The organism is Rhodopseudomonas faecalis, from assembly GCF_003217325.1.
GTDB lineage: Bacteria > Pseudomonadota > Alphaproteobacteria > Rhizobiales > Xanthobacteraceae > Rhodopseudomonas > Rhodopseudomonas faecalis.
On sequence record NZ_QJTI01000009.1, the window covers coordinates 21,528 to 36,970 of the forward strand.

Below are 15,443 nucleotides of genomic sequence, written 5' to 3' on the forward strand. Positions count from 1 at the left end.
CCGCGGCTATCGCGACAGGATGCACCAGCGCCGCGCTCCGCGACCCCGGACGCAGTGGCGGCGCGGCGCTGACGGCACCAGCAGAAAGATCTGCTACTTCAGCTCATCGGGCGCGCCGATCCGGTAGCCAATCCCCGGCTCGGTCAAAATGATCTGCGGCTCATCGGCACGCGGCTCGATCTTCTGGCGCAGCTGACCGATATAGACCCGCAGATATTGGGTGTCGGAAGTATGCGCCGGTCCCCATACCGCGGCCAGAATCTGGCGATGGGTCACCACCCGGCCGGCATGGCGCACCAGAAACGCCAGCAGCTCATATTCCTTCGGCGTCAGCTTCAGCTCGACGCCGTCGCGGCTAACACGGCGCCGCACGGCATCGATCTCGATGCCGCCGACCGCGAGCGTCGCCGGCTCGGATTTGCGCTGCAACCGATGACGCATCGCCGCGCGCATGCGCGCCATCAACTCACCGACATTGAACGGCTTGTTGACGTAGTCATCGGCGCCGAGGTCGAGCGAGTCGATCTTTTCGATTTCACGCTCGCGTGCCGACAGCACGATGATCGGCACGTCCGACCAGGCGCGCACCTGACGGATCACCTCCTTGCCATCGCCATCGGCAAGGCCAAGATCGAGCAGCACGATGTCGGGCGCATCGGCGGCGATCCGCTTCACGGCTTCGATCACGGTGGAAGCGCTGCTGACGTCGTAGTTGTTGGCTTCCAGCGCCGGCTTAAGAAACCGCAAGATTGCCGGCTCGTCATCGACCACCAAGGCACACGGTTTCGCGCTCATGATTCGGAATGCTCCCTCGGAAAGCTCAAGATGAAGCGCGTGCCGCGGCCATTCGCAATCGGGCTTTCTGCGCGGATCGCGCCGCCATGCGCCTCCATGATGCCCTTGGCGATCGCAAGCCCGAGCCCGGTGCCCTGGCCGCGATCGGAACTGCTGCCTTCGGAGCTCGCCGAGCGGGTAAAACGCTCGAACAAACGCGGCAGATCGTCGGCAGCGATTCCCGGACCGTCGTCATTGATACGCAGCTCGACCAGCTCATGGGTCAGCTCCGCATCGATGATGACATGGCTGCTCGGCGCGGTGTGGATCACCGCATTGGCGACCACATTGCCGATGGCCTGCTCGACCAGCGTAGCGTCGGCGCGCACCAGCGGCAGCTCCGCCGGCAGCGCGATATCCATGGTCTGGCGCGCGCCGCGCCGCCGCTCGGCGCCGATCACCCGCGCGACGATCTCGCGCAGATCGAGCCAATCGCAGCGCAGCTCCAAGGCACCGGCTTCGATACGGGTGATCGATAGCAGGTTGCGCACCATCTCATCGAGCCCTTCGGCCTCCTGCCGGATGTTGCCGAGCAGATCGCGCTTGCCGGCCTCGTCGATCTTGTCGCCATAGCTGAGCAGGCTAGTCGCTGAGCCCAGGATCGACGACAGCGGCGTGCGGAAATCGTGCGAGATCGACGCCAGCAGCGTGTTGCGCACCCGTTCGGCTTCGGTCGCGGTGCGCGCCCGGATCATTTCGCGGCTCAGCGAGGAGCGCTCCAGCGCCGCCGCGGTTTGTTCCGTCAGCGTATCGAGCAGCGTGCGCGCTTCGGAATCCAGCGACGGCGCTTCGTCGTTGCGGCCGACGCCGATCACGCCATAGGTGGTGTTGCCGGTGCGGATCGGCAGAAACAGCCAGGGCAGCAGCGGCAGCGTGCCGGTGTCGGTGCCAGCCGGCTCGTTGTGATTGAACGCCCAGCGCGCCGCGGTCATCGCCGCCTCGTCCAGGGCGTCATCGGGCGGCCACGCCGCCGCGAGCGCGAGATCATCGCCCGAGGGCAGCAGCACCAGCACTGGCCGCGCCAGGCTGGCGCAGATCTCGCTGGCGGCGCCTTCCGCAATGGTCTCCGGCGTCGCGAGCCCCGACAGCCGGCGGCTGAACTCATAGAGCCGGCGCATCGCGCGCACCCGATTGGCCGACACGCGCACCTGGCCGCGCAGCCGGCCGGCGAGCGTGGCGCTGACGATCGCCACCACCAGATACATCAGCAGCGCCAGCAGCTCATAGGGCTCGGCGACCGTGAAGGTGTGCAGCGGCGGAATGAAAAAGTAGTTGTAGGCGAAGAACGACAGCACCGAGGCATAGATCGCCGGGCCGACACCGGATTTGATGGCGCTGAACAGCACCGCCATCAAAAACACAATCGACAGGTTCGGGGTCGCCACCGCCTGTGCCACCAGATTGCCGGCAAGGACTGCACCGGCCACCGCAACCGTGGCATACAGAAAATGCGCGGGCGGCGACGCATTGAGCCGCGTCGCCAGCGACAGCTTGAACGATGGCGCATGATCGCCGCCGCGCGGCACGAGATGCACGGCGATATCGCGCGAGCGCCGCGCCATTTCCTGTGGCAGCGACAGCCGCAGCCACTGCCGCAGGCTACCATGCGGCCGGCCGATCACGATCTGGGTGACGTTCTCAAAGCGTGCGAAGCGCAGCAATTCGTCAGGGAAATCGGTGCCGGTCAGCGTATGCACCTCGGCACCAAGGCTTTCCGCCAGCTTCATCGCGTCATCGGTGCACTTGCGCCGGCGCGGATCATGATTGGAGCCCGGCCGCTCCACGGTCACGGCAAACCACGGCGCATCCATCAGATCGGCGAGCCGCTTGGCGGAGCGCACCACGCCGGGCGAGGCCGGATCGGGGCCGATGCAAGCCAGAATGCGCTCGCCGGCCGCCCAGGGCCCTTCGATCGCCTGCGCCTGCATACGCTCGACCAGCGCGGCATCGACGCGCTCGGCGGCGCGTCGCAGCGCCAATTCGCGCAGCGCGGTCAGATTATGCGGCTTGAAGAAATGCTCGACCGCGCGCGCCGCGGTGTCCTGAACATAGACCTTGCCTTCGGCGAGCCGCTTCAGCAGCTCATCGGGCGGCAGATCGACCAGCACGATTTCGTCAGCGAGATCGAACACCTTGTCGGGCACGGTCTCGCGCACCCGCACCTTGCTGATGCGCAGCACCACATCGTTGAGGCTTTCGAGGTGCTGGATGTTGAGCGTGGTCCAGACATCGATGCCCGCCGCCAGCAGTTCGTCGATGTCCTGCCAGCGCTTGGGATGGCGCGAGCCCGGCACGTTGGTGTGGGCATATTCATCGACCAGCAGCAGGCTCGGCCGCCGCGCCAGCGCGGCGTCGATATCGAATTCCCGCATCATCTGATTGCGGTACACGATCCGATGCCGCGGCAGCACTTCGAGGTCGGCGAGCAGTTGCTCGGTTTCCTTGCGGCCGTGCGTTTCGATCAGGCCAGCGACCACATCGCGGCCGCTGGCCTTTTCGCTATGCGCCGCGTTCAGCATCGCAAAGGTCTTGCCGACGCCAGGAGCGGCGCCAAGAAAGATCTTCAGCCGACCGCGGCCTTCCTTGCGGGCCATCGCCAGCAACGCATCTGGCGACGCCCGCACCGTATCCGAGGAGTTCGACATCCTCTCTCCGCTCTCTTTAGGACCCCATCCTATCGAGAGCCAGGTTGAGTTTCAGTACATTGACGCGCCGCTCGCCAAAAATTCCCAAGTCGCGATCCTCGATTTGGCTTTGCACCAGGTCGCGGAGCTTGGCCTCGTCGATGCCGCGGGCCTTGGCGACACGCGGCACCTGGAACAGCGCACTGTCCGGCGAGATATGCGGATCAAGGCCGCTGCTGGACGTCGTCACCAGATCGACCGGCACTTCGGCCGACGGATTTTCCTTCTTGGCAGCAGCGACATCGGCGGTCAGCCGATCCTTCAAGGCCGCGCTGGTCGGCCCGAGATTGGAGCCCATCGAATTGGCGGCATTGTAGGGCGATGCCACCGACTTGCTGGAATCCTGCGGATCAGGCCCCGTGGTCGCCGAGAGGCGACCATGGAAGTACTTGTCCTGTGTGAAGGCCTGCCCCACCAGTTCCGAGCCGATCACCTGGCCGTTCTGCTTGATCAAGCTGCCATTGGCCTCTTCCGGCATCACCAGCTGCGCGATGCCGGTGATGGCCAGCGGATAGCCGAGCCCGGTGATGGCGGCGAGGATCGTGAACGACACGATCGCGGGACGAATTTGTTTCAACATCACAAAGAGTCCTTACACAAGATGCAGCGCGTTGACCGCAAGGTCGATCAACTTGATGCCGGCGAACGGCAGCACGATGCCGCCCAGGCCATAGATCAACAGGTTGCGGCGCAGCAGCGCAGCGGCACCGATCGGCCGATAGGTGACGCCCTTCAGCGCCAGCGGAATCAGCGCGATGATGATCAGCGCGTTGAAGATGATCGCCGACAGGATCGCGCTTTGCGGCGTCTGCAGACCCATGATGTTGAGCGCATCGAGCTGCGGGTAGAACGCCACAAACATTGCCGGGATGATCGCGAAATATTTCGCGACGTCGTTGGCGATCGAGAAGGTGGTCAGCGCGCCGCGCGTCATCAGCAATTGCTTGCCGATCTCCACCACTTCGATCAGCTTGGTCGGATCGGAATCAAGATCGACCATGTTGCCGGCCTCGCGCGCCGCCTGGGTGCCGGTCTGCATCGCCACACCAACGTCGGCCTGCGCCAGCGCCGGTGCGTCATTGGTGCCGTCGCCGCACATCGCGATCAGCCGGCCCTGGGCCTGCTCGCTGCGGATATAGCGCAGCTTGTCCTCGGGCGTGGCCTGGGCGATGAAGTCATCGACGCCGGCTTCCGAGGCGATCGAGGCCGCGGTGACCGGATTGTCGCCGGTGATCATCACGGTCTTGATGCCCATGCGGCGCAGCGCGGCGAACCGTTCCTTGACGTCCGGCTTGACCACATCCTTGAGGTGGATCACGCCGAGCAGACGGCCGCCATCGGCGAGCGCCAGCGGCGTGCCGCCCGAGCGCGAGATGCGCTCGACCGCGACCCGGAATGCGGACGGCTCGGCGTCGTTATTGCCTTCGCTGCGCACGAATTTCAGGATCGATTCCACCGCGCCCTTGCGCAGCTTGCGGCCGTCGAGATCGACGCCTGACAGCCGGGTCATGGCGCTGAACGGAATCGGCCGCGCCTGATCGGAGGGCGGATTGATCACTCCGAATTTACGCTTCACCAGCACCACGATCGAGCGGCCTTCCGCGGTCTCGTCGGCCTCGCTGGCCAGCAGCGCCGCGGTTGCCGCTTCAAATTCGGTGATGCCCGGCACCGGGATGATCTCGGTGGCGAGGCGGTTACCGAAGGTGATGGTGCCGGTCTTGTCGAGCAGCAGCGTGTCGATATCGCCCGCGGCCTCGACCGCACGGCCGGACATCGACAGCACGTTGAAGCGCACCAGCCGATCCATGCCGGCAATGCCAATCGCCGACAGCAGCGCGCCGATCGTGGTCGGGATCAAGGTCACGAACAACGCCACCAGCACGATCACCGAGATGGTGCCGCCGGCATAGGCAGCAAAGCTCGGAATGGTCGCGGTCGCGATCACGAAGATGATCGACAGCCCGACCAGCAGGATGTTGAGCGCGATCTCGTTCGGCGTCTTCTGCCGCTCGGCGCCCTCCACCAGCCGGATCATGCGATCAAGGAACGACGAGCCGGGCGACGAGGTGATCTTCACCACGATCCGGTCCGAGATCACCGTGGTGCCGCCGGTCACCGCCGAGCGGTCACCACCGGATTCACGAATGACCGGGGCTGATTCACCCGTGACCGCGGCTTCGTTGACCGAGGCGATGCCTTCGATCACTTCGCCGTCGCCCGGGATGACATCGCCGGCTTCGCACACCACCAGATCGCCGCTTTGCAGCTGCTCGGCCGGCACCGCTTCATAAAGCTGCTGATTGTCATTCATCAGCAGCCGCTTGGCCACGGTGCCGGTGCGGGTCTGGCGCAGCGCGTCGGCCTGCGCCTTGCCGCGACCTTCCGCGATCGCTTCGGCAAAATTGGCGAACAGCACCGTGAACCACAGCCAGACCACGATCTGCACTTCAAACCACAGATCATCGCGGCCATTGATCAGATCGCGGATCAGCAGCACCGAGGTCAGCACCGTGACCACCTCGAGCACGAACATCACCGGATTCTTGACCAGGGTGCGCGGGTTCAGCTTGACGAAAGCCTGGCCGATCGCCGGCAGCACGATCAACGGATCGAGCAGCGTCGTCACCGGCATCCGCTTGCGCAGTTTGGAAACGTCCATTGTTTTTGGCTCCAATCGTAACCGCTAGAACAGATCGCCTGCGAGCATCGCCAGATGCTCGACGATCGGACCGACTGCGAGCGCCGGGAAGAAAGTGAGGCCCCCGACGATCAGGATCACGCCGACCAACAAGCCGACGAACAGCGCGCCGGTGGTCGGGAACGTGCCACTGGAAGCCGGCACGGATTTCTTGGCGGCCAGCGAGCCGGCAATCGCCATCGCCGGCACGATCATCCAGAACCGGCCGACGAACATCGCGATGCCACCAGCCACGTTGTAGAACGGCGTGTTGCCAGTGAGCCCCGCAAAGGCCGAGCCATTATTGGCGGTCTGCGACGTGAAGGCGTACAGCACCTCGCTAAAGCCATGCGGGCCCGGATTGGCGATCGACGCCACTGCCGGCGGATAGACCACCGCAATGGCGGTCCAGCCCAAAATCATCAGCGGCAGCACCAGAATGGCGAGCATCGCCATTTTGACTTCGCGCGCTTCGATCTTCTTGCCGACATATTCCGGGGTGCGCCCAACCATCAGGCCGGCCAGGAAAATGGTGAGGATCACGAACAGCAGCATGCCGTACAGGCCGGCACCGACGCCGCCGATCACGATCTCGCCGAGCTGCATATTGATCAGCGGAATCATGCCGCCGAGCGCGGTGAAAGAGTCGTGCATCGAGTTGACCGCGCCGCACGACGCCGCGGTGGTGACCACCGCAAACAACGCCGAGCCGACGATGCCGAACCGGACTTCCTTGCCTTCCATGTTGCCGCCGCTCAGGCCGAGCGATTGCAACGTCTGGGTGCCGTAGGATTCCGCCCCGTAGCAGACCACAACGCCCGCCAGGAACAGCACGCCCATCGCCGCGAAGATCGCATAGCCCTGGCGCTGATTGCCGACCATGCGGCCGAACACATTGGTGAGTGCCGCGCCGATCATCAGGATCGCCAGCATCTGCATATTGTTCGACAGAGCGGTCGGATTCTCGAGCGGATGGGAGGCGTTGGCGTTGAAGAAGCCGCCGCCATTGGTGCCGAGCAACTTGATCGCGATCTGCGACGCCACCGGGCCGACCGCAATGGTCTGCTTGGCGCCTTCCAGGGTGGTCGCTTCGACGTACGGGTTCAAAGTCTGCGGCATGCCCTGCCAGACGAAGAACAGCGCCAGCAGCACGCAGATCGGCATCAGCACATAGAGCGTGGCGCGGGTGACATCGACCCAGAAATTGCCGACCGTATGCGAGGATGCACGGGCGAAGCCGCGAACCAGCGCCAGCGAGATCGCAATGCCGCTCGCCGCCGACAGATAGTTCTGCACCGTGAGGCCGAGCATCTGCGACAGATACGACATCGTCGATTCGCCGCCATAGTTCTGCCAATTGGTATTGGTCAGAAACGACATCGTGGTGTTGAACGTCAGATCAGCCGCAACAGGCCCCTGCCCCGCCGGATTGAGCGGCAGCAGCGCTTGCAGGCGTAGCAGCAGATACAGGAACAGAAAGCCCGCGACATGAAACAGCAGCAGCGCAATGGTGTACGACACCCAATGCTGTTCCTGTTTTTGATCAACGCCGGCGACGCGGTACAGCACGATTTCGATCGGCCGCAGCACAGGCGAAAGCCAAGTGCGCTGACCATCAAACACGCGCGTGAGATAGGCACCGAGCAGCGGCGTCAGCGCCACCAGCACGGTGCAGAATGCTGCGATTTGCAGCCAATCATAGAGATTCATCACGCATTCCTAGAATTTCTCGGGGCGCAGCAGCGCATAGACGAGGTAGCCGAGCAGCGCGCCGGCTACCGCCGCCGCGAGCGCAAGGTCGAAAGACATGGCATCACCTCAAAAGCGTTCGCAGACATAGGTGTAGCCAATGGTCGCGACGAACAGACCAAGGCCAAGACCAAGCATGAAGAGATCGAGCATCGAAGCCTCCAAAAGGGTCGAATCCGAATGCTGGTAAGACTGGCTTCATAAGGAAGCGATGCGGATTTATGATCGGCCGCATAAGGGCCGCATAAAGATGCCGGACGCCGGCTCGCGAAGGCCGGTCGCCAACAGCGCTATCCGCTTGGTAGAACGTCGATTTTATCGCCGAGAGATCACGAAGCCGCGTTCTTGCGACGGCATTGGGTAGCGACCGCAATTCACCATACTCATCAGCACTCGGATGTTGATGGAGTGCTGAATCTCATCATGCGACCGCGCAGCCGAAAGGCAACGCGGCCACGCAATGCCAAGCTCGGTCATAGTGTCACAGCGCGTCACGATCACCGAACCAACAGCGCGCTGCATTACGCAACGGTCGCACGACCATCGGCTGGTACCAATGGCCGTCATGCCCGCGCTTGTCGCAAGGCATCCACGTCTTGAAATCGCCACAAGATCAAAGGCGTCGATGGCCGGCACGAGCCCGGCCATGACGTGCGGAGTGGTATCAACACTGCAACGACGAACGTTCGCACCGACAGTTGCAGCCCATCATTGAGAGCTGATCTGCAAAAGCAAAGGCCGCGACCTTGATGACGAGGCCGCGGCCCTTGTGGCTAGACCGGAGTTGAAGCCGGTTCAGTTAAGTCGTGGTGCTGCTCGGCGTCGCTGCCGGACGGTCACCGCGCAGCGCGATATAGATCGCCGGGATCACCAGCACGGTCAGCAAGGTCGATGACGCGAGGCCGAACAGCAGCGAGATCGCCAGACCCTGGAAGATTGGATCGAGCAAAATCGTCGCCGCACCGATCATCGCCGCCAGTGCGGTGAGCAGAATCGGCTTGAACCGGATCGCGCCGGCATCGAGCACGGTCTCGCGCAGCGATTTTCCTTCGCCGCCGGAATGGCGGATGAAATCGACCAGCAGGATCGAGTTGCGCACGATGATGCCGGCGAGCGCGATGAAGCCGATCATCGACGGCGCCGAGAACGGCGCGCCGAACAGCCAGTGGCCGAGCAGGATGCCGATCAGCGTCAGCGGGATCGGCGTCAGCACCACCAGCGGCAGCCGGAAGCTGCCGAACTGCGCCACCACCAGCACATAGATGCCGAGGATCGCCGCGCCGAACGCCGCCCCCATGTCGCGGAACGTGACATAAGTGATCTCCCATTCGCCGTCCCATAGCAGCGACGGCTTGGACTCGTCCTTGGGCTGACCGTACATGCTGATGGTCGGCTTCGGCAGATTGCCCCAATCATGGGCGTCGATCAGCTTGCCGACTTCCAGCATGCCATAGAGCGGCGCCTCGAACCGTCCGGCGAGTTCGGCCATCACCATGTCGGTGAAGCGGCCGTCGCGCCGGAAGATCAGCGGCGAGCCATCTTCGCGCACCGCCTTCACCACTTGGCCAAGCTCGACCACGGTCTTGCTGCCCGGCACGGTGTTGGCCGGCACCGGCGTCGCCGCCAAGGCTTCGTTCCAGGTCAGGCCGCTCTTGGGCAACCGCACCACGATTTCGATCGGATTGCGATCTTCGCCGCGGTGCGAGTAGCCGACCGGCACGCCGCTGAACAGCGTCTGGATGGTGTCATAGACATCGCGCTGTTCGACGCCGAAGAATTCCAGACTGTCCTGGTCGATCACCAGCCGCAGCCGCGGCCGCTGCTCGCCGATCGAGTCATCGATATCGACGATGAACGGCACCTTGCCGAAGATCTTCTTGACCTCCTGGGTGACGGCACGGCGCGTGGCGGCGTCCGGACCGTAGATTTCCGCGAGCAGCGTCGCCAGCACCGGCGGTCCCGGCGGCACCTCGACCACCTTGATGCTGGTGCCGGCCGGCGCCTGCAGCCCCTTGAGCTGCTGACGCAGATCGAGCGCGATGTCGTGGCTGGCGCGCTTGCGATCACCACGCGGCGCGAGATTGACCTGCAGCTCGCCCAGCTCCGGACGTTCACGCAGATAATAGTGCCGCACCAGGCCGTTGAAATTGAACGGCGCCGGCGTGCCCGCATAGGTCTGGATCGAACGCGCTTCCGGCAGACCGCGCGCGATGTTGGCGGCACCGAGCAGCACGCGCTCGGTGTCTTCCAGGCTGGCGCCCTCGGGCAGATCGACCACCACCGCGATCTCGCTCTTATTGTCGAACGGCAGCAGCTTGACGGTCACCGACTTGGTGGCGAACAGCACCATCGATGCCAGCGTGGCGAGACCGACGCCGATCAGGAACAGCCAGGCGGAGCGGCGGCTGGCGACGATCGGCGTTGCGAACCGCCGATACAGCCGGCCGAGCCGGCCTTCGTCATGGCCGCCATGATCGTCGTGACCGCCGGTCATCACCAGACGCTTGGGCGCCAGCCGCACCATCAGCCACGGCGCCACCACCATGGCGACGAAAAACGAGAACACCATCGCCGCCGAGGCATTGGCCGGGATCGGCGCCATATACGGCCCCATCAAGCCGGACACGAACAGCATCGGCAGCAGTGCCGCCACCACCGTCAGCGTCGCGACCACGGTCGGGTTGCCGACTTCGGCGACCGCTTCGATGGTGGCCTGTTCACGCGGCCGGCCGTCGCGCATCGCCCAGTGCCGCGCGATGTTCTCCACCACCACGATCGCGTCGTCGACCAAGATGCCGATCGAGAAGATCAGCGCGAACAGGCTGACGCGGTTGATGGTGTAGCCCATCAAATTGGCGGCAAACAGCGTCAGCAGAATCGTGGTGGGGATCACCACCAAGGTCACCAGCGCTTCGCGCCAGCCGATCGCCACCGCAATCAGCACCACGATCGAAAGGGTGGCGATGCCAAGATGCAGCAGCAGTTCGTTGGCTTTTTCGTTGGCGGTATCGCCATAGTCGCGCGTCACCGTAACCTGAACGTCGGCCGGGATCAGCCGGGCCTTCAGGGTGTCGAGGCGCTGCGCGATCTCCTCGGCCACCACCACGGCGTTGGCACCGGCGCGCTTGGCGAGCGCCACGCTCACCGCGGGCACGCGCTGCCACTGGCCGTTGGCGTCCGGCGCTTCGTTCCAGACCCGGCGCTCGACCGTGTTGGGACCGATCACCACCGAAGCCACGTCCTTGACATAGACCGGGCGGCCATCGCGCGTGGTGATCAGCAGCATGCCGATATCGGGAATGCCGGACAGGGTCTGCCCCGCCGACACGCTGCGCACCGTGCCGGCATCACGCACCGGCCCGGCCAGGAACGAGCGGTTGGCGTCCTTCACCTTGGCAACGAGTTGCTGCAACGTGACGCCGAACAGCGACAGCTTTTCGGTGTCGGGCTCGACGCGGATCTGCTGCGCGGCGCCGCCGGCGATATAGGTCAGGCCGATACTATCGACCTTCATCAGTTCGGAGCGCAGCTTGTCGGCAAGCTCGAACAGATCCTTGTCGGTCCAGCGCTCGGCGACCTCGGGGCGCGGCGACAGCGTCAGCACCGTGACCGCGACGTCATTGATACCGCGGCCGATGATCAGCGGCTCGGGGATGCCGACCGGAATCCGATCGTAATTGGCGCGCACCTTTTCGTGCACGCGCAAGATCGCGTCCTCGGCAGTGGTGCCGACCAGGAAGCGCGCCGTCACCAGCACGCGGTCGTCCTCGGTCTGGCTATAGACGTGCTCGACGCCGTCGATCGATTTGACGATCGTCTCCAGCGGCTTGGTCACCAGTTCAACCGCGTCGGGGCCGCGCAGACCGTCGGCGTTGACGCGAATATCGACCATCGGCACGCTGATCTGCGGTTCTTCTTCGCGCGGGATCAGCACCAGAGCCATCAAGCCGACCGCGAGCGCCGCCAGCAGGAACAGCGGCGTCATCGGCGAGCCGATGGTGGCGCGGGTCAGTTTTCCAGACAATCCAAGTTTCACGGCCGCACCAGCTCGTCGCCGGCGCGCACACCGGACAGGATTTCGATGCCATCGGGTTGCTCAGCGCTCGGCAGCGGCCGACCGCGCTGCACCGGCACATTGGCGATCGTGCCATTGCGCTTGAGCTGCACATAGTCGATGCCGAACCGGGTCAGCACATAGGAAGCCGGCACCACGAAGCTGGTGCGGTCGCCGCCGGAAATCCAAACGCGCAGCCGATCGCCGACAAAATATTCGCGCGGATTGTCGAACCGGGCGTCGGCGATCACGCGGCCGTCCTCGATCTGCGGATAGACCAGATCGACGGTGCCGGTGCGCATTTTGCCATCGGCAAAGGCTTCGCCGTCGATGCGAATGCCGTCGCCGGCTTTCAGGAAACGGGCGTGGCGCTCCGGCACGCGCAGCCGCAGCTTGAAATCCTGCTGGGCGATCATCACCACCGGATCGCCGGGCAGCACTACCGAACCCGCGACCGCCTGCCGGCGCAGCACCCGGCCGGCGGCCGGCGCCAGCACCTGACCTTCCTCGGTCTGCTGCTGGATCACCGCCCGTTCGGCGGTTTTCGCGCGCAGGCCGTTTTCGGCGACGTTCAGCGCGGTGCGTACCTCGTCGAGCTTGACGCGCGGCAGCGTGCCGCGCTCGACCAGCCCTTCGACGCGGGTGAAGTCGATCTGCGCCTGGCTGGCCTGCGCCTGCAGCGCGCGGATCTGCGCATCGAGTGACTTCAATTGCAGCGCCAGCTTGTCGTCGGCGACGGTGGCGATGCGCTGCCCTTGCGTGACCGCGTCGCCCTCGCGCACGTCGAGGTCGATGATGGTGCCGCCGATCCGGCTGCGGGCCGGCACCACGCTGGTGCTCTCCACCGTGGCGAACACCGCCTTTTCATCGGCCACCGAGCGCTGCGCGACGGTGACGCTCTCAGCCTGCGCGCTGGTCGCCGCGACCATCATCATGGCGGTGAGTCCGAATGTCATTCTGTGCCGCATCACTGTCATGCCTCGTTGGATGTCGTTGGCGCCTCGGGGCAGAACACCTTGTAAAGCGTGCTCAGCACCTCGCGCGCGGGTCCGCTCGCGATCGAATAGAAGATGGTCTGCGCGTCGCGCCGGCAGGCAACCAGGCCATCCTTGCGCAGCAAAGCGAGATGCTGGGACACCGTGGAGTCCCGCAAGCCGAGCGCCTCCGCCATCTGGCCGACCGAGCGCTCGCCGTCGAGCAGCTGGCACACGATCATCAGCCGATGCCGGTTTGACAGCGCTTTCAGCAATTCGCTGGCCTGGTCGGCGGCAGCTTCCATCAATTCAGCTTTTGTTTTCATAGTTGCGTATATACGGATATTCGAATATAGCGTCAAGACGACAGGGCAATCGTGCCCGGAAACAGTTTGGAGGAACTCGCATGAATCTCGACAAAGCCGTGCTCGCCTTTGCCGGTGTGGTGATCCTGACCGGCCTGACGCTTGGCTGGCTGGTGAGCCCCTATTGGTACCTGCTGCCGGCCTTTGCCGGCCTGAACATGATCCAGGCGGCGTTCACCGGGTTCTGCCCGGCGGCGATGGTGTTCAAGAAGCTCGGCATCGCCCCCGGCCACGCGTTCCGCTGACGGAAGCGCCGGGGGAGGTGATCGCGCCCGGCGGCTCCGATCCGATCGGAGCCCGCACGGCGCTAATCCCAGAACGATTTCGCGTCGGCCAGCTCCCGGCCGGCGCGCCCGGCCGATTTCAGCAGCCGCTCGGTCTTGGTGCGTTCATGGCGTGACGGCGCGATCACCGCCAGGCCGTCGGACTGCCGGACCACCGGCGTCAGCGATCCGGTCAGCTGTTGCTGCACGGCAAGATCGTTGAGCGCGCCGAGGTGATCGAGCAGCTCCTTCACCTTGCGCTGATAGTCCGCCATCCGCTCGCGCGATTTGCGGCCGTCATAGAGCGACTCGAAAAAGCCCATCGCGTAGTACAGCTTCTTGGCCGCGATTCTGAGCTGATGGCGGCCTTCGACGTCGAGCGCCTCGAGCTCACGGGCGCGGCGCGCGATCTTGCGGGCCCGCTTGGCCAGCACGGCATCGGCGAAATCCCGCGCCCGGCGCGGCACTTGGCGGCGCGCGGCGCCGCCCAGCCAATCCCCCGCCTCGATCCAAGCCCAAACGTCGGTTTGCAGCTTGCGGTAGCGATCCGTGGCCAGCGCGGCGATCGCGGTGGCGAGCGCTTCATTGCGCATCGTCTCCACCACCTGCAGCCGCTTCTGCCGCTCGGGCGCCGCGCCGCGCGCGCGCCTTAGCCGCAGCGCCAGCAGATGCAGATCGCGCGCCGGGCCGAGCCGGCCGGTGAGCCAGCGCAGCTCCTGCTTGAGCCGGGTGGTTTCGGGATCATCGACCAGTTGCGCAAACACCGAGATCGCCGCGCGCATGCGGCGCAAGCCGATGCGCATCTGATGCACGCCTTGTGGATTGGCGGAGCGCACCGCGCCCTCATTGGCGCCCACCTGCCGGAAGATCGATGCCGCGATCAGTTGAAACGCGGTGCTGCTATCGATGTCTTGCGGCAGCTCGATCGGTTCCGATTTCACCGCAGGCTTCGCTGCAGCGGCGCGTTTGGCAACGCGGCTTTGCTGACGCTCGGAGACTGCGGGCGCCGCATCCTGTCGAACGGCGCTGTTGGTGGATCTGACCATCAACGTCCAACCACGGCGTCTACAACGCGACGCCTAGCCTTGCTGTGTGCGCCGAATTTCTAGCATCGCAATGTGGTTGCTTTCAAGAAAGCAAACAACCTGAATGACGTATGACAGTTTTGTGACGAGGGCGCTGATTGCAGCGCCGCAAACGAAAAGGCCGCGCGTCACATGCATGACGCGCGGCCAGAACACGGCCCAATGGCCAGTGGTACTTAGTTCGCCGAGCGGCGCAGCCACGGCACCATGCGGGCCAGCGTACCGTCGCGGCGGCCGTAGTGATGCCACAGCGCGGCCGACACGTGCACCAGCACCAGCGCCATAATGGCATTCATGATCATGCCGTGAGCAGCGCCGAAGGTCTTGGCGAGTTCGACGTTCTTCTCGAGCAGCGGCGGGATGCCGAGCAGGTCGATGCCGCGACCGAAGTAGAACGACATCAGAATACCGGAGATCGGCATCGCCAACAGCAGCAGATAGAACACGCGGTGCACCACATTGGCGATCAAGTCGAGTCCGGGCGAGGTCTTGATCGGCTCGGGCGCCGGGTGAGTGATACGCCACAGCGAACGCAGCAGCACCAAGCACAGCACGATCACGCCGCCGGCCTTATGCCACCCCAAGATCGCGCCACGCTGCGGACCTTCCATGCCGCTGGCGATCTGCGCACTGGTCACCAGCGCGATGATGAACAGCGCAATGATCCAATGCAGTGCAATCGCGACGCTGTCGTAGTTGCCCGAGCTACTGGCGGTGGAATCGGTTGTCGTCATGCTTTTTTCCTGAAGTTTCTGAGG

General features: G+C 64.5%; 12 protein-coding genes. 1 reads left to right on the forward strand and 11 read right to left on the reverse strand.

Going from position 1 to position 15,443, the window contains the following annotated elements; all coding sequences use genetic code 11:
• Positions 1-93: 93 nt before the first annotated feature.
• The 9 genes from BJ122_RS09015 to BJ122_RS09055 all read right to left on the reverse strand — a co-directional run bounded on the left by BJ122_RS09015 (position 94) and on the right by BJ122_RS09055 (position 13,277).
• On the reverse strand, positions 94-795 hold the full coding sequence (locus BJ122_RS09015) for a winged helix-turn-helix domain-containing protein (protein ID WP_110780742.1): 702 nt from the start codon (positions 793-795) through the stop codon (positions 94-96).
• On the reverse strand, positions 792-3,479 hold the full coding sequence (locus BJ122_RS09020) for a sensor histidine kinase (protein WP_110780743.1): 2,688 nt from the start codon (positions 3,477-3,479) through the stop codon (positions 792-794). The genes BJ122_RS09015 and BJ122_RS09020 overlap by 4 nt, the downstream gene beginning before the upstream one ends.
• Before the next feature lie 16 nt (positions 3,480-3,495).
• Positions 3,496-4,098 carry a K(+)-transporting ATPase subunit C gene (locus BJ122_RS09025; RefSeq protein ID WP_110780744.1) on the reverse strand — a complete coding sequence of 201 codons (603 nt, stop codon included), beginning with the start codon at positions 4,096-4,098 and terminating at the stop codon, positions 3,496-3,498.
• Positions 4,099-4,110: 12 nt separating this feature from the next.
• Entirely contained in the window at positions 4,111-6,177 is a 2,067-nt protein-coding gene (kdpB, locus tag BJ122_RS09030; RefSeq protein ID WP_110780745.1) for a potassium-transporting ATPase subunit KdpB, read from the reverse strand.
• 24 nt (positions 6,178-6,201) lie between these two features.
• Positions 6,202-7,905 (reverse strand): potassium-transporting ATPase subunit KdpA, encoded by a 1,704-nt coding sequence (kdpA, locus tag BJ122_RS09035; RefSeq protein ID WP_110780746.1) that lies wholly within the window; start codon positions 7,903-7,905, stop codon positions 6,202-6,204.
• A gap of 9 nt (positions 7,906-7,914) precedes the next feature.
• A complete protein-coding gene (kdpF, locus tag BJ122_RS09040; protein ID WP_037268452.1) occupies positions 7,915-8,004 on the reverse strand; it encodes a K(+)-transporting ATPase subunit F in 90 nt (29 codons plus the stop codon).
• Between the two features lie 739 nt (positions 8,005-8,743).
• On the reverse strand, positions 8,744-11,980 hold the full coding sequence (locus BJ122_RS09045) for an efflux RND transporter permease subunit (RefSeq protein ID WP_110780747.1): 3,237 nt from the start codon (positions 11,978-11,980) through the stop codon (positions 8,744-8,746).
• Positions 11,977-12,954 (reverse strand): efflux RND transporter periplasmic adaptor subunit, encoded by a 978-nt coding sequence (locus BJ122_RS09050; protein ID WP_245407671.1) that lies wholly within the window; start codon positions 12,952-12,954, stop codon positions 11,977-11,979. Before BJ122_RS09050 ends, BJ122_RS09045 begins: the two co-directional genes overlap by 4 nt.
• A gap of 17 nt (positions 12,955-12,971) precedes the next feature.
• Positions 12,972-13,277, reverse strand: coding sequence for an ArsR/SmtB family transcription factor (locus BJ122_RS09055; protein WP_181418911.1), 306 nt, complete (start codon positions 13,275-13,277; stop codon positions 12,972-12,974).
• A 101-nt stretch (positions 13,278-13,378) separates the two neighbouring features.
• Between BJ122_RS09055 and BJ122_RS09060 the strand changes: the two genes are divergently transcribed.
• Positions 13,379-13,582, forward strand: coding sequence for a YgaP family membrane protein (locus BJ122_RS09060; RefSeq protein WP_110780748.1), 204 nt, complete (start codon positions 13,379-13,381; stop codon positions 13,580-13,582).
• A 62-nt stretch (positions 13,583-13,644) separates the two neighbouring features.
• Here the strand turns inward: BJ122_RS09060 and BJ122_RS09065 are convergent, their stop codons facing one another.
• Positions 13,645-14,541 (reverse strand): CHAD domain-containing protein, encoded by an 897-nt coding sequence (locus BJ122_RS09065; RefSeq protein ID WP_181418912.1) that lies wholly within the window; start codon positions 14,539-14,541, stop codon positions 13,645-13,647.
• Between the two features lie 320 nt (positions 14,542-14,861).
• A complete protein-coding gene (locus BJ122_RS09070) occupies positions 14,862-15,419 on the reverse strand; it encodes a cytochrome b (RefSeq protein WP_110780750.1) in 558 nt (185 codons plus the stop codon).
• Positions 15,420-15,443 lie beyond the last annotated feature (24 nt).

Excerpts from the sequence above, each read along its gene's own strand:
- BJ122_RS09015 (WP_110780742.1), bottom strand. The coding sequence starts at position 795 with ATGAGCGCGAAACCGTGTGCCTTGGTGGTCGATGACGAGCCGGCAATC.
- BJ122_RS09020 (WP_110780743.1), bottom strand. The coding sequence starts at position 3,479 with ATGTCGAACTCCTCGGATACGGTGCGGGCGTCGCCAGATGCGTTGCTG.
- BJ122_RS09025 (WP_110780744.1), bottom strand. The coding sequence starts at position 4,098 with ATGTTGAAACAAATTCGTCCCGCGATCGTGTCGTTCACGATCCTCGCC.
- kdpB (WP_110780745.1), bottom strand. The coding sequence starts at position 6,177 with ATGGACGTTTCCAAACTGCGCAAGCGGATGCCGGTGACGACGCTGCTC.
- kdpA (WP_110780746.1), bottom strand. The coding sequence starts at position 7,905 with ATGAATCTCTATGATTGGCTGCAAATCGCAGCATTCTGCACCGTGCTG.
- kdpF (WP_037268452.1), bottom strand. The coding sequence starts at position 8,004 with ATGTCTTTCGACCTTGCGCTCGCGGCGGCGGTAGCCGGCGCGCTGCTC.
- BJ122_RS09050 (WP_245407671.1), bottom strand. The coding sequence starts at position 12,954 with ATGACATTCGGACTCACCGCCATGATGATGGTCGCGGCGACCAGCGCG.
- BJ122_RS09055 (WP_181418911.1), bottom strand. The coding sequence starts at position 13,277 with ATGGAAGCTGCCGCCGACCAGGCCAGCGAATTGCTGAAAGCGCTGTCA.
- BJ122_RS09060 (WP_110780748.1), top strand. The coding sequence starts at position 13,379 with ATGAATCTCGACAAAGCCGTGCTCGCCTTTGCCGGTGTGGTGATCCTG.
- BJ122_RS09070 (WP_110780750.1), bottom strand. The coding sequence starts at position 15,419 with ATGACGACAACCGATTCCACCGCCAGTAGCTCGGGCAACTACGACAGC.